The sequence below is a fragment of the Rhodococcus sp. Z13_19A genome (assembly GCF_058133575.1).
In genome coordinates this window covers 130,466-153,339 of sequence record NZ_JBYUNN010000003.1, presented here as the reverse complement: position 1 = coordinate 153,339, position 22,874 = coordinate 130,466, and the positions used below count along the sequence as shown (strand labels likewise).

General features: G+C 71.2%; 21 protein-coding genes. 3 read left to right on the top strand and 18 right to left on the bottom strand.

Translation table 11 applies throughout. The features are described from left to right. Window positions 1-102 precede the first annotated feature (102 nt). The 3 genes from AC3YNX_RS11835 (at window position 103) to AC3YNX_RS11825 (ending at window position 3,530) form a co-directional block, all read left to right on the top strand. A complete protein-coding gene (locus AC3YNX_RS11835) occupies window positions 103-1,014 on the top strand; it encodes an AurF N-oxygenase family protein (protein ID WP_489995592.1) in 912 nt (303 codons plus the stop codon). Window positions 1,015-1,071: 57 nt separating this feature from the next. Beyond that, window positions 1,072-2,757 (top strand): FAD-dependent oxidoreductase, encoded by a 1,686-nt coding sequence (locus AC3YNX_RS11830; protein ID WP_489995591.1) that lies wholly within the window; start codon window positions 1,072-1,074, stop codon window positions 2,755-2,757. Window positions 2,758-3,083: 326 nt separating this feature from the next. Continuing rightward, window positions 3,084-3,530, top strand: coding sequence for a hypothetical protein (locus AC3YNX_RS11825; RefSeq protein ID WP_489995590.1), 447 nt, complete (start codon window positions 3,084-3,086; stop codon window positions 3,528-3,530). On the opposite strand, the gene AC3YNX_RS11820 is transcribed toward AC3YNX_RS11825, so the two are convergent. The 18 genes from AC3YNX_RS11820 to AC3YNX_RS11735 all read right to left on the bottom strand — a co-directional run bounded on the left by AC3YNX_RS11820 (window position 3,527) and on the right by AC3YNX_RS11735 (window position 22,848). Next, window positions 3,527-4,021, bottom strand: coding sequence for a hypothetical protein (locus AC3YNX_RS11820; protein WP_489995933.1), 495 nt, complete (start codon window positions 4,019-4,021; stop codon window positions 3,527-3,529). The two genes, AC3YNX_RS11825 and AC3YNX_RS11820, sit on opposite strands and share 4 nt — an antisense overlap. 35 nt (window positions 4,022-4,056) lie before the next feature. Further along, window positions 4,057-5,409, bottom strand: coding sequence for an HNH endonuclease signature motif containing protein (locus AC3YNX_RS11815; protein ID WP_489995589.1), 1,353 nt, complete (start codon window positions 5,407-5,409; stop codon window positions 4,057-4,059). Window positions 5,410-5,571: 162 nt separating this feature from the next. After that, window positions 5,572-6,039 (bottom strand): Zn-ribbon domain-containing OB-fold protein, encoded by a 468-nt coding sequence (locus tag AC3YNX_RS11810; protein WP_489995588.1) that lies wholly within the window; start codon window positions 6,037-6,039, stop codon window positions 5,572-5,574. 3 nt (window positions 6,040-6,042) lie between these two features. Beyond that, window positions 6,043-7,245 (bottom strand): thiolase family protein, encoded by a 1,203-nt coding sequence (locus AC3YNX_RS11805; RefSeq protein ID WP_127783173.1) that lies wholly within the window; start codon window positions 7,243-7,245, stop codon window positions 6,043-6,045. Further along, on the bottom strand, window positions 7,245-7,700 hold the full coding sequence (locus AC3YNX_RS11800; protein ID WP_489995587.1) for a hotdog family protein: 456 nt from the start codon (window positions 7,698-7,700) through the stop codon (window positions 7,245-7,247). Before AC3YNX_RS11800 ends, AC3YNX_RS11805 begins: the two co-directional genes overlap by 1 nt. A 20-nt stretch (window positions 7,701-7,720) precedes the next feature. Beyond that, window positions 7,721-8,224: a MaoC family dehydratase gene (locus AC3YNX_RS11795; protein ID WP_489995586.1), complete on the bottom strand. Its 504-nt coding sequence runs from the start codon at window positions 8,222-8,224 to the stop codon at window positions 7,721-7,723. Window positions 8,225-8,234: 10 nt separating this feature from the next. Beyond that, entirely contained in the window at window positions 8,235-9,506 is a 1,272-nt protein-coding gene (locus AC3YNX_RS11790; protein ID WP_489995585.1) for a CaiB/BaiF CoA transferase family protein, read from the bottom strand. Further along, window positions 9,503-10,744 (bottom strand): CaiB/BaiF CoA transferase family protein, encoded by a 1,242-nt coding sequence (locus AC3YNX_RS11785; RefSeq protein ID WP_489995584.1) that lies wholly within the window; start codon window positions 10,742-10,744, stop codon window positions 9,503-9,505. The genes AC3YNX_RS11790 and AC3YNX_RS11785 overlap by 4 nt, the downstream gene beginning before the upstream one ends. Then, the gene (locus AC3YNX_RS11780; RefSeq protein ID WP_489995583.1) at window positions 10,734-11,879 is read right to left on the bottom strand and encodes an acyl-CoA dehydrogenase family protein; all 1,146 of its coding nucleotides are present in this window, start codon (window positions 11,877-11,879) and stop codon (window positions 10,734-10,736) included. Before AC3YNX_RS11780 ends, AC3YNX_RS11785 begins: the two co-directional genes overlap by 11 nt. 48 nt (window positions 11,880-11,927) lie before the next feature. Further along, complete coding sequence (locus tag AC3YNX_RS11775) at window positions 11,928-13,106, bottom strand: acyl-CoA dehydrogenase family protein (RefSeq protein WP_489995582.1); 1,179 nt, start codon at window positions 13,104-13,106, stop codon at window positions 11,928-11,930. Window positions 13,107-13,178: 72 nt separating this feature from the next. After that, on the bottom strand, window positions 13,179-14,174 hold the full coding sequence (locus tag AC3YNX_RS11770; RefSeq protein ID WP_489995581.1) for an SDR family NAD(P)-dependent oxidoreductase: 996 nt from the start codon (window positions 14,172-14,174) through the stop codon (window positions 13,179-13,181). After that, the gene (locus AC3YNX_RS11765; protein ID WP_489995580.1) at window positions 14,171-14,899 is read right to left on the bottom strand and encodes a hypothetical protein; all 729 of its coding nucleotides are present in this window, start codon (window positions 14,897-14,899) and stop codon (window positions 14,171-14,173) included. Before AC3YNX_RS11765 ends, AC3YNX_RS11770 begins: the two co-directional genes overlap by 4 nt. Before the next feature lie 10 nt (window positions 14,900-14,909). Continuing rightward, the gene (locus AC3YNX_RS11760; RefSeq protein ID WP_489983006.1) at window positions 14,910-15,749 is read right to left on the bottom strand and encodes an ATP-binding cassette domain-containing protein; all 840 of its coding nucleotides are present in this window, start codon (window positions 15,747-15,749) and stop codon (window positions 14,910-14,912) included. Then, a complete protein-coding gene (locus AC3YNX_RS11755) occupies window positions 15,749-16,801 on the bottom strand; it encodes an ABC transporter ATP-binding protein (protein WP_127783183.1) in 1,053 nt (350 codons plus the stop codon). The genes AC3YNX_RS11760 and AC3YNX_RS11755 overlap by 1 nt, the downstream gene beginning before the upstream one ends. Continuing rightward, window positions 16,794-17,714, bottom strand: a complete 921-nt coding sequence (locus tag AC3YNX_RS11750) for an ABC transporter permease (RefSeq protein ID WP_127783184.1) — start codon at window positions 17,712-17,714, stop codon at window positions 16,794-16,796. The genes AC3YNX_RS11755 and AC3YNX_RS11750 overlap by 8 nt, the downstream gene beginning before the upstream one ends. Next, window positions 17,711-18,652, bottom strand: a complete 942-nt coding sequence (locus AC3YNX_RS11745; RefSeq protein ID WP_127783185.1) for an ABC transporter permease — start codon at window positions 18,650-18,652, stop codon at window positions 17,711-17,713. The genes AC3YNX_RS11750 and AC3YNX_RS11745 overlap by 4 nt, the downstream gene beginning before the upstream one ends. A gap of 92 nt (window positions 18,653-18,744) precedes the next feature. Next, complete coding sequence (locus AC3YNX_RS11740) at window positions 18,745-20,286, bottom strand: ABC transporter substrate-binding protein (RefSeq protein WP_489995579.1); 1,542 nt, start codon at window positions 20,284-20,286, stop codon at window positions 18,745-18,747. Between the two features lie 336 nt (window positions 20,287-20,622). Further along, on the bottom strand, window positions 20,623-22,848 hold the full coding sequence (locus AC3YNX_RS11735; RefSeq protein ID WP_489995578.1) for an acyl-CoA dehydrogenase family protein: 2,226 nt from the start codon (window positions 22,846-22,848) through the stop codon (window positions 20,623-20,625). Window positions 22,849-22,874 lie beyond the last annotated feature (26 nt).

Sequence of the window (22,874 nt, the reverse complement as noted above, 5' to 3'; positions counted from 1 at the left end):
CAGGGGGGTGGAACGTGGCGTGAGTTACTGTTACCGTCAATCTCACCAACGGTCATTGACACAATCTACGACGCGACCAACCAGACTCCCCAGGGGGAAGACATGACCACCGCACCGGCCATCACCGACCAGCGCACCACTGCCGACGAGGACGTGTCCCGCCGGCTCCTGGAGTCGGCTGCGGCCCTGTCCTACGACCCCGCCGAGGAGGTCGACTGGGAGTCCCCGCTGGACCCCACGCTGCACGGCCTCAACCCGGAGTGGAGCACCCTCTACGGGACAGCGCTGTGGGACGAGATGACCGAGGAGCAGCGCATCACGCTCACTCGCCACGAGGTGTGCTCGATCATGAGCACCGGCATCTGGTTCGAGATGATCCTGCAGCAGATGGTGCTGCGGGACATGTACGTCACCGACACCGCGCGCTCGGACTTCCAGTTCGCCCTCACCGAGATCGCCGACGAGTGCCGGCACTCCATCATGTTCGCCCGGGCCTGCGAGAAGATGGGCGCCTCGTCCTACTTCCCCACCCGCCTGAGCGTGGAGCTGGGCCGCGCCTTCAAGAGCGTGGCCAACGCCGAGGTCGCCTACGGCGGGATCCTGGTGGCCGAGGAGGTCCTCGACGTCATGCAGCGTGACTGGATGCGCGGGGAGAACGTGCTGCCGATGGTCCGGACGACGAGCAAGATCCACGTCGTCGAGGAGTCCCGGCACATGAAGTTCGCCCGCCAGGAGATCCGCGAGCAGATGGAGGGTGCGAGCGCCACGCGCCGCCGCACCAGCAGCCTGATCATCGCCATCGCCGCCTACGTCATCGTCTCCAACATGGTGAACAAGGGCGTCTACGCCGCGGCGGGGCTGGACACCGACCGTGCGGTGCGCGAGGCCAAGAACAACGAGCACCACAAGGCGATGATGCGGTCCAGCTGCGCCCACCTGATGGACTTCCTCGCCCAGTGCGGGCTGCTCAGCCGCCCGGCCATGCGCATCTACCAGCGCGCCAACATGCTCTGAGCCGAGCCACCCACCTTCCGTCTCTCCGGACCTCACACACAGGGACCTCCACCGGCCATGGCCTACGCGATCACCCAGACCTGCTGCAACGACGCCACCTGCGTGTCGGTGTGCCCGGTCAACTGCATCCACCCCACTCCCGAAGAGCCTGACTTCGGGACCACGGAGATGCTCTACGTCGACCCGCAGACCTGCATCGACTGCGGGGCCTGCGCCGACGCCTGCCCGGTGGACGCGATCTTCCCGGTCGACCGGCTCATGGGCCGCGACACGGTGTTCGCCGAGCTGAACCAGCAGTACTACGCCGACCGGCCGACCGACAACGAGTGGTCGGCGCCGCGGTTCCCCCGCTCGCTGCCACGCACCCCGGAGGGCCCCGCTCGGGTCGCCGTGGTGGGCACCGGACCGGCCGCCTGCTACGCCGCGGAGTCGCTGCTGCGCATCGGCGCCAGCGTCACCATGATCGACCGTCAGCCGGTGCCCGGCGGGCTCGTCCGCTTCGGCGTCGCACCCGACCACCCGTCCACCAAGAAGATCGGCGACAGCTTCGCCAGCCTATTCCAGCACCCGCGCCTGCAGATGCACCTCAACGTCGAGGTGGGTACGCACGTCAGCCACGAGGAGCTGGCGGCGCACCACCACGCCGTGGTCTACGGGGTGGGCGCCGCGGCCGACAACCCGCTGGGCGTGCCCGGCGAGGACCTGGCGGGCAGCATCTCCGCCACCGCGTTCGTGGCCTGGTACAACGCATACCCCGATGCGCACCCCACCGTGTCGAACACCCCGATCGACCTCTCCGCCGAGCGGGCCGTGATCGTCGGCAACGGCAACGTGGCGCTGGACGTGGCGCGGATCCTGGCGTCGGACCCCGAGGATCTGGCCCGCACCGACATCGCCGACCACGCGCTGGAGGCGCTGCGCGCCAGCAACATCCGCGAGGTGGTGCTCATCGCGCGCCGCGGTCCCGAGCAGGCGGCGTTCACCCGCCCCGAGCTGCTCGCGCTCAAGCACCTGCCCGGCGTGCGGCTGGTGCTCGACTCCACCACGGTCACCGCCGACGACGTGGCTACGGCCGCGCCGGGCAGCAAGACGGCGCTGTTCAGCGACGTCGACGCCGAGGAGGTCGACTGGCAGTCACCGCCGCCGGCAGGCAAGCGCATCGTGTTCCGCTTCCTGTCGTCGCCGCTGGAGCTCACCGGGGACGACCGCGTCGAGGGAATCGCGCTGAGCCGCAACATCCTGGAGGAGCGCGACGGCCAGGTGGCGGTGACGGCGACCGGCGACCGGGACGAGCTGCCCACCGGGCTGGTGCTGCGCTCCACCGGCTACCGCGGCCGCCCGCTGCCGGGCCTGCCGTTCGACTCCACGACCGCCACCGTGCCGCACGAGGCCGGGCGGGTGCTGGACTCCCCCGGGGGTGCTCGACTGGACGGCACCTACGTGGTGGGCTGGATCAAGCGCGGACCCTCCGGCGGCATCGGCGCCAACCGCACCTGTGCGGAGGAGACGGTCGACTCCATCATCGACGACGCTGCTGCCGGTGCGCTGCCGTCCCCGCGCAGCTCCGCCAGGGCGTTCGCCCGGCTGGTGCGCCAGCGGCAGCCGCAGGTGATCACCCGCCAGCAGGCGCTGGCCATCGACCAGGCTGAGCGCGAGCTCGGTGCCAAGGTGGGTCGGCCGCGGGTCAAGCTGGCCAGCACCGAGGAGCTGCTGGCTGCGGTCAAGAAGCCGCTGCGCCGCTAGTTCGGCCGGCTCCTCAGGTGGTGCTGGATCAGCTGGCACCAGCGCAGGCAGGATCAGCTGGGGCGTGGCGTCGTCCACCGGCACGGCGACACCCGCTGGGGTGCCCCGACGACGGTGGGTAGATGCGGGTGGCAAGGCCCCCTCCACGATGGTCCGATGCTCCAGAAACGCTGCGGTACAAGGCATTTGTCGTGTTCACTGGGTGGGTGAGGGTCACTGAGCGGTATGCCGGGCTGCCGCTGTGGGTGCGGGCACTGTGCTCGGTGGCTGGGGGCGCGGCGCTAGGTACGGGTTGCGGCCTCGCCACGGGTCCCGCGGACCGGGCTGTGCTGTGGATGGTGGTAGGTGCAGTGATCGGGGGCGCCGGGCAGCTCACGGCACACCGCAGACGGGCCAAGCTGGCCGACGCCATCGGCTTCGTCGGCGACCTCGACCAGCTCGACGTCGTGCGTCGCCAGGTAGAGGCCGGCCGAGCCCCCACCGACACCTACACCCAGCGGGAGCTGGCTCGTCGCTATGCGAGGTACCAGCACGGCTTCCGGAATCGTTTCCGCGTCCTCGCCGTGGTGTGGACCGCACTTCTCTGGGCGCAGCTGGGGGTGGTCGTCGGCGACTACACCAACTTTGACGTCCTGCTGGTGGCGGTGTGGTTGGGCAACGCAGTGGTCAACTGCCGCTCGGGCTGGCTGCAGCCGCGTCGTTACAGCAGGGTCCTCGAGGTTCTCGGGTACACCGACCGTGACTGGACAGCCCAGGCCGAAAGCCGGAGCTAGCCTCGTTTCTGCTTCTCCCCCGCTCCGTCTGGCGCTGACACTCTGCGCTCCGTGGACCGCGCCTGCACCGCGACCTCGACGCCGTCGAGGGCAGATCGGATCGTCGCGCCGTAGCCGTCGTCGGGCAGTGCGTCCAGCCGTTCGCGAGCCGCCATCAGCTCACGCTGGGCCGCGCCGAACGAGCCGAGCCGGCGGAAGTTGTCGGCGAGGTTGAGGTGCAGCGAGGGGTAGAAGCCGCGAACGTCGAGGGAGGCGTGGTGCTGCTGGGCACGGGCGTTGGTGAGGCTGTCGGCGGCGTCGAGGGCGCGGACGTCCCACACGAGCGCCTCGGCAGGGTCGTCGTGCAGGTCGGCCAGGTAGTGGGCCAGCGTGCACCGGTGCAGCGGGTCACCGCCCGGGCCCACTTCCGCCCAGATTGCGGCGAGAGCGGCGCGGGCAGCATCCGGATCGCCGGCGAACCCCAGCTGGACAGCATCGGTGATGGCGGCCATCGTCTGGTCGGCCGGGGCTGGCTCGTGGGTGGGGGTCACGGGTCACGTCCTTCGGGTGGGTGAGTCAAGTCGGGTGGGTGGTGGATCGCGTTGGTGCGTGGCACCTGCTGTGGATCAACGTGCCTGGGTGCGATCCACTCGATGCGGCCGCTGGTGCCCATGCGGACGGTGAAGCCTTCGTGGGTGATGAGGCGGTGGTCGAACGGGCAGACCAACGCCAAGTTGTGCAGGTCGGTGGGTCCGCCGTGTTGCCACTCGGTGAGGTGGTGGACTTGGGTCCACTGGGCGGGCATCTCACAGCCGGGCCGGGTGCAGCCGCGGTCGCGGGCGTACAGGGCTAGTCGCTGTGCCGGTGAGGCCAGGCGCTGCCCCTGACCGAGGTGCAGGACTTGTCCGGTGGAGTCGAGCACGCAGGGCAGCCACTTCGCGTCGGCGGCCATGCGGAGCACGTCACGCACCGGCACGGTGCCACCACAAGCCGTTGATGCGGTACCCGCCCGGCGCTCCAGATCGGCCAGTCCCATCGTCACCACCACCGTGGCCGGCAGACCGCGGTTGCTGGGCAGCTCCCCGCCCGCCAATGCGTTGCGGCACAGCGTGGCCAGCGCGTCGTGGTTTCGCTGGGCGGCACTGCGCGGATCCGGAGTCCCCTCTTCCGACACCGGCCGGGCGGCGGCGGAGAAGGCGGCGTCCACCAGGGCCCGGGTCATGGGGTCGAGCTCGCCGCTGATGCGGCTCATCCCGTCGAGGCGCTGGCGGCCGATGGTGAAGCCCCGCCGCCGGGCCTGATCGGCGTCGGAGGTTTGCCGGCCGTCGGGATTCAGGTAGGCCACCAGCCGCTCCGCGGCCTTGACCAGCTCCGACGGGCGCAACGCACACGCCTGCGCAGCCAGAGTCTGCTCCGCCAACCCGACAGTCTCGGTGTCCAGCGATGCGGGTAGGTCGTGCAGCGTCTTGGTGATGATGTCGGCGTGGCGCGGGGAGAGGGATCCTTCCGCCTCGGCTGCTGCTGTGGCGGGCTGCAGAGGACCGAGATCCTCACCGGTGAAGGACGCGCGCGGGCCGCGAAGTTCCGCAGCCCGCACCCGAGCACGGGCCTCCTGGATGTCCAGGTGCAGCACCTCCGACAACAACCCCGCGGTCCCTCGAGCGAGGAAAACCGTGGCCAGGGAACGGCACTCCATCTCCATGATGAGACGGTGATCGACGGTGGGCTTCATCCGGTGCACTCGCTCCACCTCACGGCACACCGTCACCACCCCGGCATCACTGAGCCCGGCCAGCGGCACCTGCTGCAACCGCGCCACCACTGAGGCGTGCTCAGCCAGCAGCGAGGCGACCTCGTCGGGGAGGTCCTCCACTGCCACCGCTGCACCTCTCGAACTCATGTTCGAATAGTACGAGCGACCCCCGACAACTTCCGGAGCTCGTGCGATCTCGCCCGACTGGGTTGACCAGCGACAGTGGCGCCCGCCGAGCTGGATCCGGCCGTGCACGTCCTGCCGGGCGGCCCACCGAGCCCGCCCCTACCTGCTCGCGGCCTGGTCCAGTCAGGCCTTGGTGTACTTGAGCAGCGTGATGCCCTCCGGCGCACCCGGACCAGGCGGGACGTCGCAGAACACCGGCTTCACCCGCATGCCCACGTGGATGTCCGCGGGGTCGACGTCCACCAGCTCGGTGCTGAGCCGCGGACCCTCGTCCCACTCCACCACCGCCAGCAGCTGCGGCAGCTCCCCCGCCCAGGGTGGCGCCGTCGGACGGTCGGCCACGGTGAAGGTGTAGAGCGTGCCCAGCCCGCTGATCTCCCGCCACTCCAGGTCGTCGGCGAGCGTGCCCGGCGCCAGCAGCCGCGGGTAGAACACGTAGCGCTGCGCCGACGGCGAGTACTGGATGCGAATGGTGCCCTGACGCAGGCTGTCCCAGAACGGCGCCGACACCGGGGTGGGCTCCGGCAGCGGCTTCACCGGTCCGTCGGGAACGCGGTCGCCCAGGGCGTCGGGAACGGCAGTGCTTGTCATGTCTCAGTCTCCCTGCAGCACGAGAGCGACCTGCTCGCTCATGATTCCGCCGTTGCCGGTGACGAACGCGGTGTTGCAGTCGTTCACCTGCGCGGCCGCGGCCCGGCCCATCACCTGCCGAGCACCGTCCACCACGTGGTGCATCCCGCCGGCCATGCCGGCCTGCCCGAAGGACAGCTGCCCACCGGCGGTGTTCACCGGGAAGTCGCCGCGGAAGGTCAGGTCGTGGTTGCGCACCCACTCCATCCCGGTGCCCTTGGGGCAGAACCCGGCGTCCTCCAGGCTCATCAGCACGGTGATGGTGTAGCAGTCGTAGATCGATGCCACGTCCACGGCAGAGCGGTCCAGCCCGGCCATGGTGAACGCCATGTCGGCGGCCTTGGCGATGGGCGTGCGGACCATGTCCTCGGCGTAGGTGGGCGTCTTGAACGACAGGTGCTCGCCGAAGCCCTTGATCCACACCGGACGGTTCTTGCTGCGGGCGGCGACGTCGGCGTTGGCCACGATCACCCCGCACCCGCCCTGCACCCGCATCACCACCTCGAGCATGTGGATGGGGTCGGCGATCATCGGGCTGGCCAGCACGTCGGCCACGGTGATGGGCTTGCCGTGGAACACCGCGTCCGGGTGGGCGCAGGCGTTGGTGCGCTGGTCCACCGCGATCTTGGCGGTGGCCTCGGCGTCGTAGCCGAACTCCGCGGCGTAGCGCTGCGCGATCTGGGCGTAGGGCGCGTTCTGCCCGAGGTTGCCGTAGGGGATCTCGAACTCCGCCTGGGGCGAGCCGAAGTTGTTGCTGGAGGCGCCGAAGTAGCCGGGGTCCTTGCCCGGCCGGGTGCTCGAGCGCGGCAGCATCAGCGACCCGGGCACGATCACCAGCACCGCCTCGCACAGGCCCAGCTCCACCGCCGCCGCCGCGCGCCACACCATGCCGGCCGAGGTGGCCCCACCCAGGTCGACGCGCTCACCGAAGTTCAGCGGCAGACCCAGGTACTCCGACAGCGTGGCCGGCACGAACATGTCCGACTCCGCCAGCCCGTGCGCCACGATGCCGTTGACCAGCGAGGCGTCGATGCCCGCGTCGTCCACCGCCATCTTGGCCAGCAGCGCGTACTGCTCCAGGGTGAACATCGCCGGCCGGGTCTGCTTCTTCTGCGCCGGCAGCTCGCAGATGCCGACGATGGCCGCCTCGCCGCGCAGCCCCGCCATCAGGAGCCCGTCCCGGCGCGCAGCGGCAGCGACACGGTGGCAGTGCCCGGCATGAGCACCTCGTCGCCGCGCAGCCCCTGGATGCTCAGCTCCACCACGCCGCGCCCGCCGGAGGACTCGCCCAGTGCAGTGACGGTGCCGGTGAACACCAGCTCCTCCCCCGGGAACGCCGACGCCCGGTTCTGCACCGCGTAGCTGACCAGCGTCCCGGCGCTGCCGATCCAGTCGGTGACCGCACGGGCCAGCAGCGCCGCCTGCAGCGGACCCTGCACCACGATGTCGGAGTAGCCCTCCTTGTCCACCGCCCAGCTGCGGTCGTAGTGGATGCGGTGGCCGTTGTAGGTGGCCGCGCTGAACAGGAACATCTGCAGCGGGTCGACGGTCACGGACAGCGGTGGCACCACGGTGCCCACCTCGACGTCCTCGAAGAAGAGCTGGGACGGGGCGTCTGCCATGGGGTTCACCTCTGCTGTGCTCACGGGCGCGCGATCATGGACGTGGTGGCCTCGGCCACCAGCTCGGCGCGCTGGTTGGTGTAGGTGGTCTTCCAGGTGACCAGGACGAAGCGACCCGAGCGCCCGGACTTCTCCACGATGGAGTCGATGGTGCGGACGCTGGTGATGACGTCGCCGTCGTAGCAGGGCCGCAGGAAGGTGGTGTTCTCCCCGCCGGCCATCCGCTTGGGGCACTTCGGAAAGGCCAGGTTGCCCGAGGCCGCTCCGGAGGAGCCGTCCACGCGCAGGGTCTCGATGGGCGTGACGCCGAGGATGGCGTACTGCACGTACAGCGGCGGGCAGATGACGTCGGCGTACCCGTTGGCGCGGGCGTGCTCAGCGTCGAAGTACAGCGGGTTGTGGTCCTTGACCGCCACGGCCCAGCGCTGCCAGTCGCGGCGCACCACGGCTCCGGTGGCGGTGGAGGCGACGGTGCCCACGCGGGCGGCCACCTCGTCGGGGATCAACGAATCGTGCTCTGACATGTGCTGCCCTTCAAGCGATCTGGTGGTCGGTGACGAGTCCGCGCCGCACCAGGTCGGCGTAGTCGTCGTCGGAGTAGCCCAGCAAGGTCTGGTAGACGTAGGCGTTGTCCTCGCCGAAGCCGGGCACCACCCGGCCGAAGGCCAGGTCGAGGCCCTCGGCGCGCCACGGGTGTCCGGGGTAGCGGTAGGTGCCCACCGAGGGGTGGCTGCGCTCCTGGAAGAAGCCGCGGGCCGCCAGGTGCTCGTCGACGAGCAGCCGGTCCTCGGCCATCACCTCACCGGCCGGCACCCCCACCGCCTGCAGCTCGTCCACGATGGACACCGCCGAGCGCGCCCGGGCCCACTCCGCGATCCGGTCGCGGATGGCTCGGGAGTGCTCCGTGCGCAGCGCCGCGGTGGACCCCAGCTCGGCGAGATCGTCCAGCTCGAGCACCCCCACCAGCGCGGCCCAGTCAGCGTCGTCGCGGACGCTGATGGCTACCCACCGGTCGTGGTCGGCGCTGACGAACACGTCCTGCAGCACGTGCGGGTCGGTGTTGCCCAGCACCTGCGGGTCGCGGCCGTTCACCTGCTGGTCCAGCACGTGCTCGCCGATCTCGGCCATCACGTTCTCCGCCTGGGCGAACTCGATGAGCCCGCCCTCGCCAGTGCTCTCCCGGTCCCACAGCGCGGCCATCACCGCGAACGCCAGCCCCGCAGGCGCGGCCTCGTCCATGTGGTAGTTCTCCCCGGCGGAGTCCGGCTCCTCGCCCTCGTAGCCGTCCATCGCGGCGATGCCCACCAGGGAGTTGAAGTTGGGCCCGTAGCCGAGGTAGCCGCTCATCGGACCGGTCATCCCCAGCGGGGGCATCCGGGCGACCACCAGCCGCGGGTTGAGCTCCAGCAGCTGCTCGTGGCCCAGCCCCAGCTTCTCCAGCGTGCCGTTGGTGTTGTTCTCCACCAGCACGTCGCTGATCTTCAGCAGCTCCAGCGCCGCCGCGTGCCCCTCGGGCGTCTCCAGGTTCATGCACGCGGAGAGCTTGTTGCGGGAGTGCCAGGTGAACAGCGCCGTGCGGTCGTAGGGACGCTCGCCGGGGTCCTTCTCCGGGTAGGTGCCGCCGTGGTAGCCGGTCTGGGCGATGAGCTCCTTGGTGGTGCGCGCGGAGACCTGTCGGCTGGTGCGGTTGTTGCCCTCCAGCCGGATCACCTCCGCGCCCAGGTCGCCCAGCAGCGCGGTGGCGCCGGGTCCGGACCACACCACCGTCAGGTCGATAACCCGGATGCCGTCCAACGGGCCGCTCATGCCTGCACCTGCTTCCTGATGTCGGCGCTCCTGATGTCAGCACCGTGCTGGTCCAGCAGCGGCGCGGTGGTGCGCAGCCGGAACCCGTGGCGCATCCGCCACGGCGCCCCGGTGTACTCCAGGCTCCCGGCCACCGGGTGCTCGGCGCGGACGAAGGCGTCCCGCCCGCGGAAGTGCTCGTGCTGCAGCAGCTCGGAGACCTGCAGGTAGGCGGTCACCGGGATGCGGGCGGCCTCGGCCCGCTCCATCACGTCCAGCTTGGTCCGCACGGCGCACCACGCGGCCACGTGGGCCAGGAAGTCCTCCCGGTCGGCACCCATCACGGTCTGGCGGCCGTGGAAGCGGGCGTGGAACTCCGGGGCGTCGGCGCCGATCAGGTCGACCAGACGGTTCCAGAAGGCCTGGTTGGTGACGTAGACCATCACGAAGCCGTCGCTGGTGCGGAACGGCCCGGTGAAGGTGGCGCCGTGGCGGTGCGGGCTGCGCACCCCCCGCGGGGCGACCATCCCGGAGTAGGCGGCGGAGACCAGGTAGGACGCGCGGCGGTCGGCGCCGGAGAGCAGCACCTCCTGGCCGGAGACGTCGATCACCGAGCCGGTGCCGGTGCGGCGGGCCTGGAAGATGCCCGCCATGGTGGCCTCCCCGGCGGTGCGGCCCACGGTGTAGTGCTCCAGCAGGCCGGGCTTGCGCAGCGGGGCGCGGTCGGCAGCGCCGGTGGCGTTCATCGGACCACCCGCGGCCTGCAGCACCAGGCCGGTGGCCTCGCGGTCGCGGTGGGGACCGGTCTGGCCGAAGGCGCTGATCCGAGTGAGCACCAGCTTGGGGTTGCGCGCCCGCAGCACGTCCGGACCCAGCCCGAGGCGCTCCAGGTGGCCGGGGCGGAAGGACTCCACCACCGCGTCGGAGCTGGCCACCAGCTCCAGCAGCAGCTCCCGGTCGCCGGCGTCGGTGAAGTCGAGCGCCAACGAGCGCTTGTTGGTGTTGAGGTGCAGGAACAGCGCGCTGCGCTCCGGGTCGGGCACGTCGTCGGGGAAGGGTCCCCAGTGCCGGGTGAGGCTGCCCTGGCCGGGCTTCTCCACCTTGACCACGTCGGCGCCGAAGTCGGCGAACAGCTTGGTGGCGTACTCCCCCGCCACCCAGCGGGACAGGTCGAGCACCCGCAGGTCCTGCAGGGCCTGGCGCGGACGGGTTCGGTCCTGGGTGGACTGATCGTCAGTGAGAGCTTCGTCAGTGGACAAGACCCAGCTCCTCCTGCAGCCACCGGGCCGCGACGTCGGCGGTGCCGCCCCAGACCTCGGTGGTCTTGGCGCGCTCGGACCACAGGTGCAGGTCGGTCTCCCGCACGTACCCCATGCCGCCGTGCAGCTGGTGGGCGTTGAGGGTGGCCCACTTGTAGGCCTCGTTGCACCGCATGGTGGCGATGGCCACCGGCCGGGTGGCGCACTCGCCGCGACCCAGCCACCACACGGCGCTGTGCGCGGCCAGGCGCGCGGCGTCCAGGGCGATGTGGATGTCGGCCACCAGGTGCTGAGCTGCCTGGAAGCTGCCGATGGGGCGGCCGAACTGCTCACGGGTGCTGATGTGGGCGACGGTCTGGTCCAGCACCGCTGCGGTGCCGCCCACCATCTCCATGCACTGCAGCGCGACCGCGGCGTTGGCCACCCAGCGCAGGTCGTCGGTGCTGAGGCCGCGACCGTCCTGGCCCGCCAGCACGGCGGTGGCGGGCACCAGCACGTCGGTGAGCACCACCCGGCTCACCCGCTCCCCCGACATGGTCTCCAGCGCCTGCGCCTGCCAGCCCGCCGCGGTCGGGTCCACCAGGAACCCGAGGGTGCGGGTGGGCTCGGCGTAGACCGTCGCCCTGGCCGTCACCAGAACCACCTCGGCGCCCTCGGCGTTGACCACGAACGGCAGGGTGCCGCTGAGCGCCCAGCCCCCGCCCTCGGCCGGCACCGCGGTCAGCACCGGGCGCACGTCACCGGCGTCGGCGGGGTTGCTGATCGCGGTGGTGGCCCGCAGCTCACCGGCGGCCAGCGCGGGCAGGTGGCGCTCCTGCTGCGCGGGGGTGCCCAGCCGCCCGAGCGCGACGCCCAGCAGCAGGCTGCTGTAGATGCTGCTGGGGCACAGCGCCCGGCCGGCCTCGGCGAAGAACAGCCCCAGCTCGTAGAGGCCGGCCCCGCTTCCGCCGTGCGCCTCGTCGGTGGCCAGGCCCAGTGCGCCGACGTCGGCCAGGGCAGCCACCAGCTGCTTGGGCCAGGCGTCGGCTGCGGGGTCGCGCAGCTCGCGGACGAGGGTGGTCGGGCAGTGCTTGGCCAGCACCGACCGCAGCGTGGCCTGCAGGTCCAGCTGGTCCTGGGTGGGAACGATCTTCATGGTTCTCCTCGCGCTGCAGGGCAGCGGCAGTGTCGGCGAGCGGGCTCGTCAGCGTCCGTAGCTGGGCAGGCGGTGGCCGCGCTGGGCGATCACGTCCCGCAGCACCTCGTTGGTGCCGGCGCCGAAGCGCAGCAGTGGCGCGGCCCGGTAGAGCCGCTCGAACTTGCCACCGGCGGGCGCGTGCTCGCTGCGGTGGGCCAGCACGCCGGCGGGGCCGAGCAGCCCGGTGGCGACGTCGGCGATGCGCTGGCGCAGCTCGCTGGAGAAGATCTTCTCCGAGCTGACCAGCACCGAGGGGATGGTGCCGCTGTCGAGCAGCGAGGAAGCCTCGAAGCCCATCAGCTGCGCCACCTCGACGTCAGCGTCCAGCTGGGCCAGCTGGCGGCGCACGTCGGCGTTCTCCACCGGCCGGGTGCCGTCCTCGCGGGGCAGCCGCGCCAGCTCGAGCAGGTCGTCCACCGCGCGCCGGAGGTCGCCGGCGTTGGTGAGCGCGCCACGCTCGAGGTCCAACGCGCCGGTGATGTACTGCCAGCCCCGGTTGACCTCGCCGATGAGGTTGGTCGCCGGCACCCGCACGTTGTCGAAGAAGGTCTCGTTGGTGCGGTAGTCCGACCAGGAGATGATCGGACGGATGGTGACGCCGGGGGCGTCGATCGGCACGATGATCACCGAGATGCCCTTGTGCTTGGGCACCTCCGTGTCGGTGCGCACGCACAGCCACTCGTGGGTGACCCGCTGGGCCATCGAGTTCCAGATCTTCGACCCGTTGATCACCCACTCGTCGCCGTCCAGGACCGCGCGGGTGCGCAGGCTGGCCAGGTCGGTGCCGGCGCCGGGCTCGGAGTAGCCGACCGCGCAGGTCATCTCGCCGCGGGCGATGGGCGGCAGGAACTCGGAGCGGTTGCGCTCGGTGCCGTGCCGCATGATCATCGGCGCCACCGAGGTGACCGTGAGGTCCGGACCCGGCACCCCCCAGTACTCGAACTCGCTGACCAGCAGGTGCTGGTAGACCGGCCCCAGGCCGAGCCCGCCCAGCTCCGCCGGCCAGTTCAGCCCGAACCAGCCCTTGTCCCCGATCTTCTTGCGGAAGCGGGTGACCTCGCCCTGTGGGGCCTCGAGGTCGTGCACGGCCATCTCGGCCCGCAGCTCGGGAGTGACGTTCTCGCGCAGGAAGGCTCGCACCTCCTCGCGCCAGGCTCGCTGGTCGGCGTCAAGCTCGAAGTCCATGCCCGTCCGTTCCGGAGAAGGTATGCCTATTAGGCACATTGCTAGAGAATCTAGCAGTTGCTGTGCCAGGGGTCACGCCCGGGCGATCAGCTCCTCCGACAACGACCACAGCCGGGCGGCGAGCTCGGGGTCGCTGGCGTGCGGGCGGGCGCGGCCCAGTGCGCAGTCGGCCAGGTACGCGCCGCCGTGCTGGTCCAGCTCGGGCGCGGTGGCCGCCCACACCGTGGTGGCGGCGCCGACCGGCACGGTGCCGTAGCGCATGCCGCTGCGCGCCGGCTGAGCCGAACCCGCGGCGGCGGGGTCCCGGGGCGGACGGTTGAGCTTGGTCAGCCGCACCATCTCGGCCAGGTCGGCCTCGTCCATGTAGCGCGCCAGCTCGGTGACGATGATGCCGGGGTGCACCGAGTAGGCCCGCACCCCGCTGGGCTCCAGGCGGCGGTTCAGCTCGAGGGCGAACAACGCGTTGGCCGTCTTGGCCTGCCCGTAGGCCTCGAACTTGTCGTAGGGCCGGCGCAGGTAGCAGGGGTCGTCGAAGTCCACGGCCCCGAGGCTGTGCCCGGCGGAGCTGAGCACCACCACCCGAGAAGGGGCACCCGCCACCAGCGCGGGGGTGAGCAGCTCGGTGAGCAGGAAGTGACCCAGGTGGTTGGTGCCCAGCTGCAGCTCGAAGCCGTCCGCGGTGCGCTCGAACGGGGTGAACATCACTCCCGCGTTGTTCACCAGCACGTGGATCTCGCGGTGCCGGGCGAGGATCTGCTGGGCAGCGGCACGCACGCTGGCCAGCGACGTCAGGTCCAGCTCGACGTGCTCCAGGTCGGCCGCGGGGTGGCGGTCCAGGATGCTCTGCAGCGCGGCGGCGGACTTCTCCGGGTTGCGCGAGGCCAGCACCACTCGGGCACCGGCCGCGGCGAGGGCGCGGGCGGTCTCCAGGCCCAGCCCCGCGCTGGCCCCGGTGACCACCACCGTCCGGCCGGTGAGGTCCACACCGGACAGCACGTCGTCGGTGGTACGGGCGGTGTCGGTGGTGCGGGCGGTGTCGGTGGCGCGGGCGGTGCTGTCCTGGCTCATCGCGGCTCCTGCTGTCCAAGGGGGCGGGCTCCGCCGACAGACGCCGCGGTGGCGAAGCGCACCACGGCGAGGGCCGCGGGCTCGGCGCCGGCCCGCAGCGTGGCCAGCTCGGCGCCGTCGGCAAACGGCACCAGCGTGCGCGGTGGCAGCTCACGGCCGTCCTGGGTGAGCGCACCGGAGAGCACCACCACGTAGCCCCGTCCGGTCAGCGCGACCAGCTCCGGCGCCAGGGACTGGCCCGGACCCAGCCGAGCCGCCCAGGCCTGCGCGCCGCGCGAGGTCTGGGCCAGCAGTGACGCCGCCGCACCCTCCGGGGTGGCCAGCGCGGTGAAGTGCTCGCCGCCGCGGACGGTCCGCTCCCGCGACTCCGGCATGTAGTTCAGCCCGGTGGCCGCGTCCAGGCGCAGGGTGAAGTACGCGAGCCCGTCCGGGTCGTCGGTGGTGATCGGCCCGTAGGGGGTGTGCCCGTCGCTGTAGTGGACGACGCCGACACCCACCTCGTCGCGGCCCAGCCGGCCGCGACCGCCCACCACCACCTGGAACTGGTCCACCTCGTGGAAGTGCGGGCGCAGCAGCGGCGCCTGCTGGGTGACCAGGTAGGCCTGGTAGCCTTCCTCGCCGTCCAGCCGGTCGTGGCGGCCGAGGAAGTCGCTCATCAGGAACTGCCCCTCCGCGGTCTCTCGGCGCACGGTGCGGGCCTGGTCCGGCGTCACGGCTGGCGACACGGGGGTTCTCCTAGCTGCTCAGCGACGGGCTCGGGACGGCTTCGGCGGCCAGCCGGGCGGCGCGGGGCACCGGCACCGGGATGGCCTCGAGCAGGGCGCGGGTGTACTCCTGCTGCGGGTCGGTGAAGATCTGCTGCACGTCGCCGGTCTCCACCACCTTGCCGCCGGCCATCACCATCACCCGGTCGGCGATCACCTCGATCAGGGCAAGGTCGTGGCAGACGAACAGGTACGCCACCCCCAGCTCCTCCTGCAGGTCGCGCAGCAGGTTGAGCACCTGGGCGCGCACCGAGACGTCGAGCGCGGCCACCGGCTCGTCGCACACGATCATCTTCGGGTCCAGGGTCAGCGCCCGGGCGATCGCCACGCGCTGCAGCTGCCCGCCGGAGAGCTCGGCGGGGTAGCGGCTGAGGTAGCGCGAGCCGATGCCCACGCGGTCGAGCATGGCGCTGACCTTCTTGGTCCGCGCGGCGCGGTCCAGGTCGGTGTGCACCACCAGCGCCTCGGCGACCGCCTCGCCCACGGTCATCCGCGGGTCCAGCGAGCTGTGCGGGTCCTGGAAGATCATCTGCATGCCGCGGCGCATCCGGCGCAGCTCGCCGGCCTTGGCCGCTCGCACGTCAGCACCGTCGAAGGTGATGCTGCCGGTGTCGGGCTCGATGAGGCGCAGCACGATGCGCCCGACGGTGGACTTTCCCGCGCCGGACTCCCCCACCACAGCCAGGCACTCCCCGCGCTCCAGGCTGAAGCTGACGTCCTGCACGGCGTGCGACCAGCGGGACTTGCGGCCCAGCAGGTCGCGGCCGGAGGAGAAGGACTTGGAGACGTTGCGGACCTCGAGCAGGCTCATCAGATCGTCACTCCCTGCAGGGCGAGCTCACCCAGGCGCACGCACCGGGCCTGGTCGGTGGGTCCCGCGCTGATCAGCGGGGGGTGCTCGCTGTCGCAGCGCCCGGGCTGGGCGTGCGGGCAGCGGGCGGCGAAGCGGCAGCCGGTGGGCCACTCACCGGCGGCGGGGATGCCACCGGGGATGGCGACGAGGCGCCGGTCGGTCATGGTGCCCGGCTGCGGGATGGCCGCGAGCAGGCCGGAGGTGTACGGGTGCTGCGGGCGGAAGAAGATGTCGTCGACGTCGCCGTCCTCGATCACCTCGCCGGCGTACATCACCACGACCCGCTGGCACAGCTCGGCCACCACCGCGAGGTCGTGGCTGACGAACAGCAGCGACACCCCGGTCTGCTCCTGCAGCTCGCGCAGCAGCTGCAGGATCTTGGCCTGCACGGTGACGTCCAGGGCGGTGGTCGGCTCGTCGGCGATGAGCAGCTTGGGGTTGCAGGCCATCACCATCGCGATCATCACGCGCTGGCACATGCCGCCGCTGAAGGCGTGCGGGTACTCGTCCACCCGCTGGGCGGCGCGTGGGATCTGCACCAGCTCGAGCATCTCCACGGCGCGGGCCCGTGCCTGCTTGCGGTTGAGCCCCATGTGGCGGCGCACCGACTCCGCGATCTGGTCCCCCACCGTGTAGGCCGGGTTCAGGCTGCGGATGGGCTGCTGGAAGATCATGCCCATCCCGGCGCCGCGGAGCTTGCGCCACTCGCGCTCGGGCAGCGCAGTCAGGTCACGACCCTCGAACTCCACCGACCCGGCGGAGATGCGTCCGCCGGTGGCCCCGGTCAGGCCCATCACGGCCAGCGAGGACACCGTCTTGCCGGAGCCGGACTCGCCCACCAGGGCCACCGACTCCCCGGGCCGCACGTCGAAGGACGCGCCGTCCACGGCGGTGACCCAGCTGCGGCCGGCCGCCGGGAACTGCACGGTCAGGTCGCGCACCCGCAGCAGCGGCTGCTCCGCCGCCGCCACGGTCGCGGTCTTGGTCGTCTCGAGCGGGCTCTCAGGCACTGTCGCCTCCACTGCGGCTGCGGACCATGGCACGGCGCACCCCGTCACCGAGGTAGGTGAACGCCAGGACGGTCAGGAAGATCATCACTCCGGGGGGCCACACCAGGTGCGGTGCGCCCTGCATGTTCGAGGCGGCGGTGCTCAGCATCGAGCCCCAGCTGGCGGCCGGCGGCTTCGCGCCCAGGCCCAGGAAGCTCAGGCTGGCCTCGGCGGCCACCGCCGAACCCAGCGACACCGAGATCACCAGCACGATGGGCGGCAGCACGTTGGGCAGGATGTGCCGGCCGATGGTGCGCAGCGGGCGGCAGCCCAGGGCGATGGCCGCCTCGATGTAGGTCTCGTGGCGGACGTCCATGGTGGACGCCCGGGCCACGCGGAAGAACCGCGGTGCCATCACCAGGCCGACGGCGAACATGGCGTTGGTGATGCTGGCACCGAGCACGGCGACGATGGTGATGGCCAGCACCAGCGACGGGGCGCTCATCAGCGCGTCCATCACCTTGGTGGTCACCGCACTCACCCAGCCGCCGAGGTAGCCGGCGAGCACGCCGAGCGGGAAGCCGAGCAGCATCGCCACCGCCACCGCCTGCAGCGACGCCGACAACGAGATGCGGGCGCCGTGGATGATCCGGCTGAGCACGTCACGGCCGTAGTCGTCGGTGCCCAGCAGGTGCGCCCCGCTCGGGGACTTGAGCCGGTTGACCACCTCCTGCGCGAGCGGGTCGTGCGGGGCGAGCAGCGGGGCGAAGATCGCCATCACCACGACGGCGAGGACGAACAGTCCTGCCACCACGGTGACCGGCCGCCGCACGATGGAGCGCAGCGCACCGCCGCGGAGCGCCACCGGGGTGTCGGTCGGGTCGGTCTCGGACGGGGAGACAGGTCCCTTGGCCAGAGACGTCGTGTCGCTCATGCGCGCACCTTGGGGTTGAAGTAGCCGTAGGAGATGTCCACGACCAGGTTGACCAGCACCACCACCACGGTGGTGAACAGGACGAAGCCGAGCAGCACGGGGATGTCCCGGTTCTGCACGGCCTCCACCGCCATGCTGCCCAGGCCGGGCATGTTGTAGATGATCTCGATGGTGACGGCGCCACCGAGCACCTCCGACACCCGGATGCCCAGCACGGTGGCCACCGGGATGAGCGCGTTCTTCATCCCGTGCTTGATCACCACGCTGACCGGGCTGAGCCCCTTGGCCCGGGCGTTGAGCACGTAGTCGCTCTTGAGCACCTGCACCAGCGACGCGCGCAGCTGCAGGGTGACCTCGGCGGCCGGCAGCAGCCCCAGGGCGATGCCGGGAAGCACCAGGTGCCGGATCCAGGGGGTGAACCCCTCCGACAGCGGGCTGAAGCCCGATGCCGGCAGTGCCCGCAGGCTCACCGCGAAGATGGCCACCAGCACCAGCCCGAACCAGAACGCCGGGATGGCGATGGCGATGGAGGCGATGACGTTGACCGCGCGGTCGACGATGCCGCCGGGCCGCAGCGAGGCGACGGTGCCGAGGATGGCGCCGACGAGCACGGCCACCACCATGGCGAAGAGCACCAGCGACATGGTGGTGCCCATGCGCCGGAACAGCAGGTCGGACACCGTCTGGTTGGAGATGTAGGACATGCCCAGGTCGCCCTGCAGCACCCCACCCACCCAGTCCAGGTAGCGGATGAACACGTTGTGGTCGAGCTGCAACGACTCTCGGATGGCGGCCAGCCGCTCCGGTGTCGGGTTCTCCCCGGCCAGGATGACCGCGGGATCACCCGGGGACAGGTCGATCAGAAAGAAGATCAGCAGCGGGACGACGAGCAACAGCGGTATCGCTGTCAGCAGCCGCTTGCCGGAGTAGCGCAGCATCACAACCCCTTACCAGGTGCGCACGAGAGCGGTGCCCACACGGCCCGGCGCAGGCCGGGCCGTGTGGGTGAGTGGTGAGTCAGACCGGTGACTCAGGAGGTCATGGCCACGTAGCGGAGGTCGAAGATGCCGGTGTTGACCCAGGGCATGTTGTCAGCGCCGATGACCTTGGGGCTGGCGACCGTCGCGTTGGTCTGGTGGCAGATGGGGATGACCAGCGCCTCGTCCAGGGTCAGCGACCAGATCTTCTTGTACAGCGCGCCGCGCTCGTCCTGGGACTTCGTCGGGTCGGATGCCTCGGCGGCGAGCTTGAGGATCTCCGGGTTGTCGTTGCCCATCTTGTAGGCACCGGTCACGAAGGTCTTCACCGTCTCCGCCGGGTCGACCTTGGGGCTGTAGCTGTTGGTGACCATGGCCTCGAAGTCGCCGGCGATGTAGCGAGGCTCGTTGACCGTGTTGGGCACCGGGTTCAGCTCGGCGTTGAAGCCCACCTTGCTGAGCTCGGACTGGATGACGTTGGCCGGCTGCTCGGTGTTGGTGCCCGCACCGAAGGTCAGCGCGATCTTCGCCGGACCGTTGGCCGCCACCAGCTCCTTGGCCTTGGCCTCGTCGTAGGCGTACGGGTACTGGTAGCCCTGGTCGGTGGCCCAGCTGGAGGAGGGCTCCAGCTGGCGGTAGGGCGAGCAGGTGTCGGAGAACAGCGCGCTGATGGCCTGGGGGTTGACCGCCCGGGCCACCGCCTCGCGAATCTCCGGCTTGGCCAGGTCACCGCGGGCACGCAGCATCACGCTGAGCACGTTGCGGAACTCCACGGTGTTCACCACCAGGCCGCCCTGCTTGGCCAGGTCCTTGGCCTGCACGAGCTCGTTGGCCGAGCTGACCCAGGTCAGGTCGGTGGCGCCGGTGCGCGTGCCGTTGAGGCGGGTGGAGGCGTCGGCGGTCCACTGCAGCTCGATGCCGCCCAGTCGGCCGGCCTTGGGGTCCCAGTAGGTGCCCGGGGCCTTCTTCAGCGACAGCTTCTCGCCGGGGGTGTAGCTAGACACCAGGTAGGGGCCCGAGCCGGCGTTGCCCGGCTGGTTCTGGATGTCGGTGCCGGCCTCGATCACCTTGGGGCTGATCATCATGCCCACGTTGGTGCTGAACAGACCCGGCAGGTCCACGCCGGTGCCCTTGGCCAGGTTCAGCCGAGCGGTGGTGGGGTTGACGACGTCGACGGAGGTGACGTCCTTCAGCGCAGCCACCACGGTGCTGCCCTTCAGGGTCTGCCCGCGCTTGATGTTGGCGGCGACTGCGGCGGCGTCGAACGGGGTGCCGTCGTGGAACTTCACGTCGTCGCGCAGCTTCAGCTCCAGCGAGGACCCGTCCTTGGCGAACTCCCAGGAGGTGGCCACGCCGGGGACGAGCTTGTCCTTGTCGTCCACCAGCACCAGGCGGTCGTAGATGGCGGAGATGTAGCCCCAGCCGCCGTAGCTGGTCTGCAGGTAGGGATCGAGGTTGCGCGTGGGCGCCGAGGCGGCGACCTTGAGCACCGCGTTGGGGTCGACCTGCGCGTCAGCAGCGGGCGCGGTGGCGGAGGTCTCCTCGCCCGCGCCACAGCCTGCGGCCAGCAGCGTCGCCGCCAGCGAGACGGCCACCACTCCCGTTCCTCTACGGATCCAACCGGCTCTCAATGGTCTTCCTCTCGACGATCTGCGGGATCTGCGTCCTGCCCGGAGCTCGCACGCGTGCGCCGGACCAGGTTGCACTGCAACATGTTTCAACTACACATAGTTCTATTAGGAACTATCGATAAGTGTGGCATGCCTGGATGGATGCAGTGTGTCTCGGGGCACACGCGCGCACGCCGCTAGATTCCGCTGGGCGGGACAGAACTAGAGACCGTAACCAAAACGCCTGGTGGGCAACGCCTCTCACGCGCCCCAGCGCGGCACCCCGCTGGGGCGCCACGCTGCCGCACGGGGCTGGTGGCGCTAGGCCCGAGGCAGCCCCAGCACCCGCTGCGCGAGGATGTTCAGCTGGATCTCCACCGTGCCGCCACCGAAGAGGATGGCCGGCAGACCCAGGTGGTCGACATTGGTGTTGCCCGGGCTGGTGGCCAGCGCGCCGGCCGGGCCGAGCAGCGCCAGGGTGGCCTCGGACCCGGATCGCTGGGCGAGGGCTCCGGACACCTTGGTCACGCTGTTGTTGGCGTCGGCGCTGCGGCCCAGCAGCTGCAGGAACATCCCGCGCAGGTTCAGCGCCCCGAGGGTGATCTCGGCGGCCGTGAGCCGGCCCAGCACCCGCAGCACCTCCTCCTCCGGCGCGGCCAGCGCCCCGCTGCCGATGGCCTCGCGCAGGTGCGCCGACGTGCCGTGGCCCAGCCGGGTGGTGGCCATGTTCAGCCGCTCGGTGGCCAGCGTGGTGAGGGTGATCTTCCAGCCGCCACCGGACTCGCCCACCAGGTTGGCGTCGGGCACGAAGACCTCGTCCAGGAACACCTCGTTGAACTCCGCCCTGCCGGTGGCCTGCTTCAGCGGCCGGACGGTGATCCCGGGTGAGGTCATGTCCACCAGGAAGTAGGAGATGCCCTTGTGCTTGGGGGCGTCGGGGTCGGTGCGCGCCAGCAAGATGCCCCAGTCAGCCTGGTGCGCCATGGTGTTCCACACCTTCTGGCCCTGGATCTTCCAGCCCCCCTCGACCTTGGTGGCCCTGGTGCTCAGGCCGGCGAGGTCGGAGCCCGCGCCGGGCTCGCTGAAGAGCTGGCACCACACCAGGTCGCCCCGCAGGGTGGCGTGCACGAAGCGGTCCTTCTGCTCCTGCGTGCCGTGCTTGACCAGCGCCGCCATCGCGTACTCGCCGATGATGAGGTCCGGCGCCTGGATGCTGCGAGCGCGCAGCTCCTCGGTGAGCACCAGCTGCTGGGTGGTGCTGGCGCCGATGCCGTAGGGCTGCGGCCAGTGCGCGCCGAGGTAGCCGAGCTCGGCCAGCCGCTGCCGGCGCGGACCCACCCGGTGCTGGCTGTCCGCCACCGCGGGGACGTCGGCAGGCAGTGCGGCGACCTCGTCCAGCGCGGCAGACACCTGCGCGCGGAAGTCGCTGCTGTCGGTGTCGTGCTCGATGCTGAAGTCTCGGGCTGCCTGCTGCGCGGCCACGCCCAGACGCTGCTGCCACACCGCGTCGGCCCCGGCGATCGCCCGGATGCTCATGGCCCGGCGCCAGTACAGGTGCACGTCGTGCTCCCAGGTGAAGCCGACGGCGCCCAGCAGGGTCACGCACTCCACCGCGGCCTCGACGGCCGCGGGCAGCGCGGTGACAGCGGCCTGGGCCGCGGCGAGGCGCTGCTGGGCGGGCTCGTGCTCCAGCGCGCGGGCGGCGTCCCACGCCGAGGCGCTGGCCTTCTCCGCGCGCAGCAGCAGGTGGGCGGCCTTGTGCTGCACGGCCTGGAACGTGCCCAGCGCCTGGCCGAACTGGTGGCGCACCTTCACGTGCTCCACCGCGGTGTCCAGGCACCAGCGGGCGATGCCGCTGGCCTCGGCGGCGAGCAGGGCCAGCACCACCACGTCCACCGCCTCGGCGGTGAGCCCCTCGAGCACGGCGGAACCGGGCACGGTGAGCCCGTCCAGCTCCAGGTGGCCCAGCGAGCGGGTGAGGTCCACCCCGGCGTCGGTGTGCACCGCCGCGCCCAGCTGTTCCGCCCGCAGCACGAACCAGCGGGGCTGCTGGTCGGCGGTGTCCCGGGCCGCCACCACCACCACGTCGGCGCCGGGCAGCCCGAGCACCGGCACCGACCGTCCGCGCAGGACCCACCCGCTCGGGTCGGCGGTGGCGGTGAGCCCCGTCGCGTCGTGCACCAGCGCCGCCACGGCCCCCTCGGCCAGGCTGCGCAGGGCCGTGCTGACCGCCTCGGTGGCGGTGGCCTGGGTGAGCACCGCACTGGTCAGCAGGGTGGGCAGGTACCCGCCCGGAACCAGCGCCTGGCCCAGCTGCTCCACGATGATGGCCAGCTCCAGCAGACCGGCGCCGTCCCCACCGACCTCCTCCGGCAGGTGCACCGCGTGCAAGCCCTGCGACACCAGCGGCGCCCAGCAGCTGGGCGTGGCGCCCTTGGCCAGCTCGTCGGCTCCAGCGCGGGTGGTGTCGATGGGTGCGTGGCGCTGCGCGAACGCGGCGACCGACTGCGCGAGGTCCTCGTGGTCCTGGGTGAGGGAGATGGCCACTGTGCACGGCTCCAAAAGATGGTGGG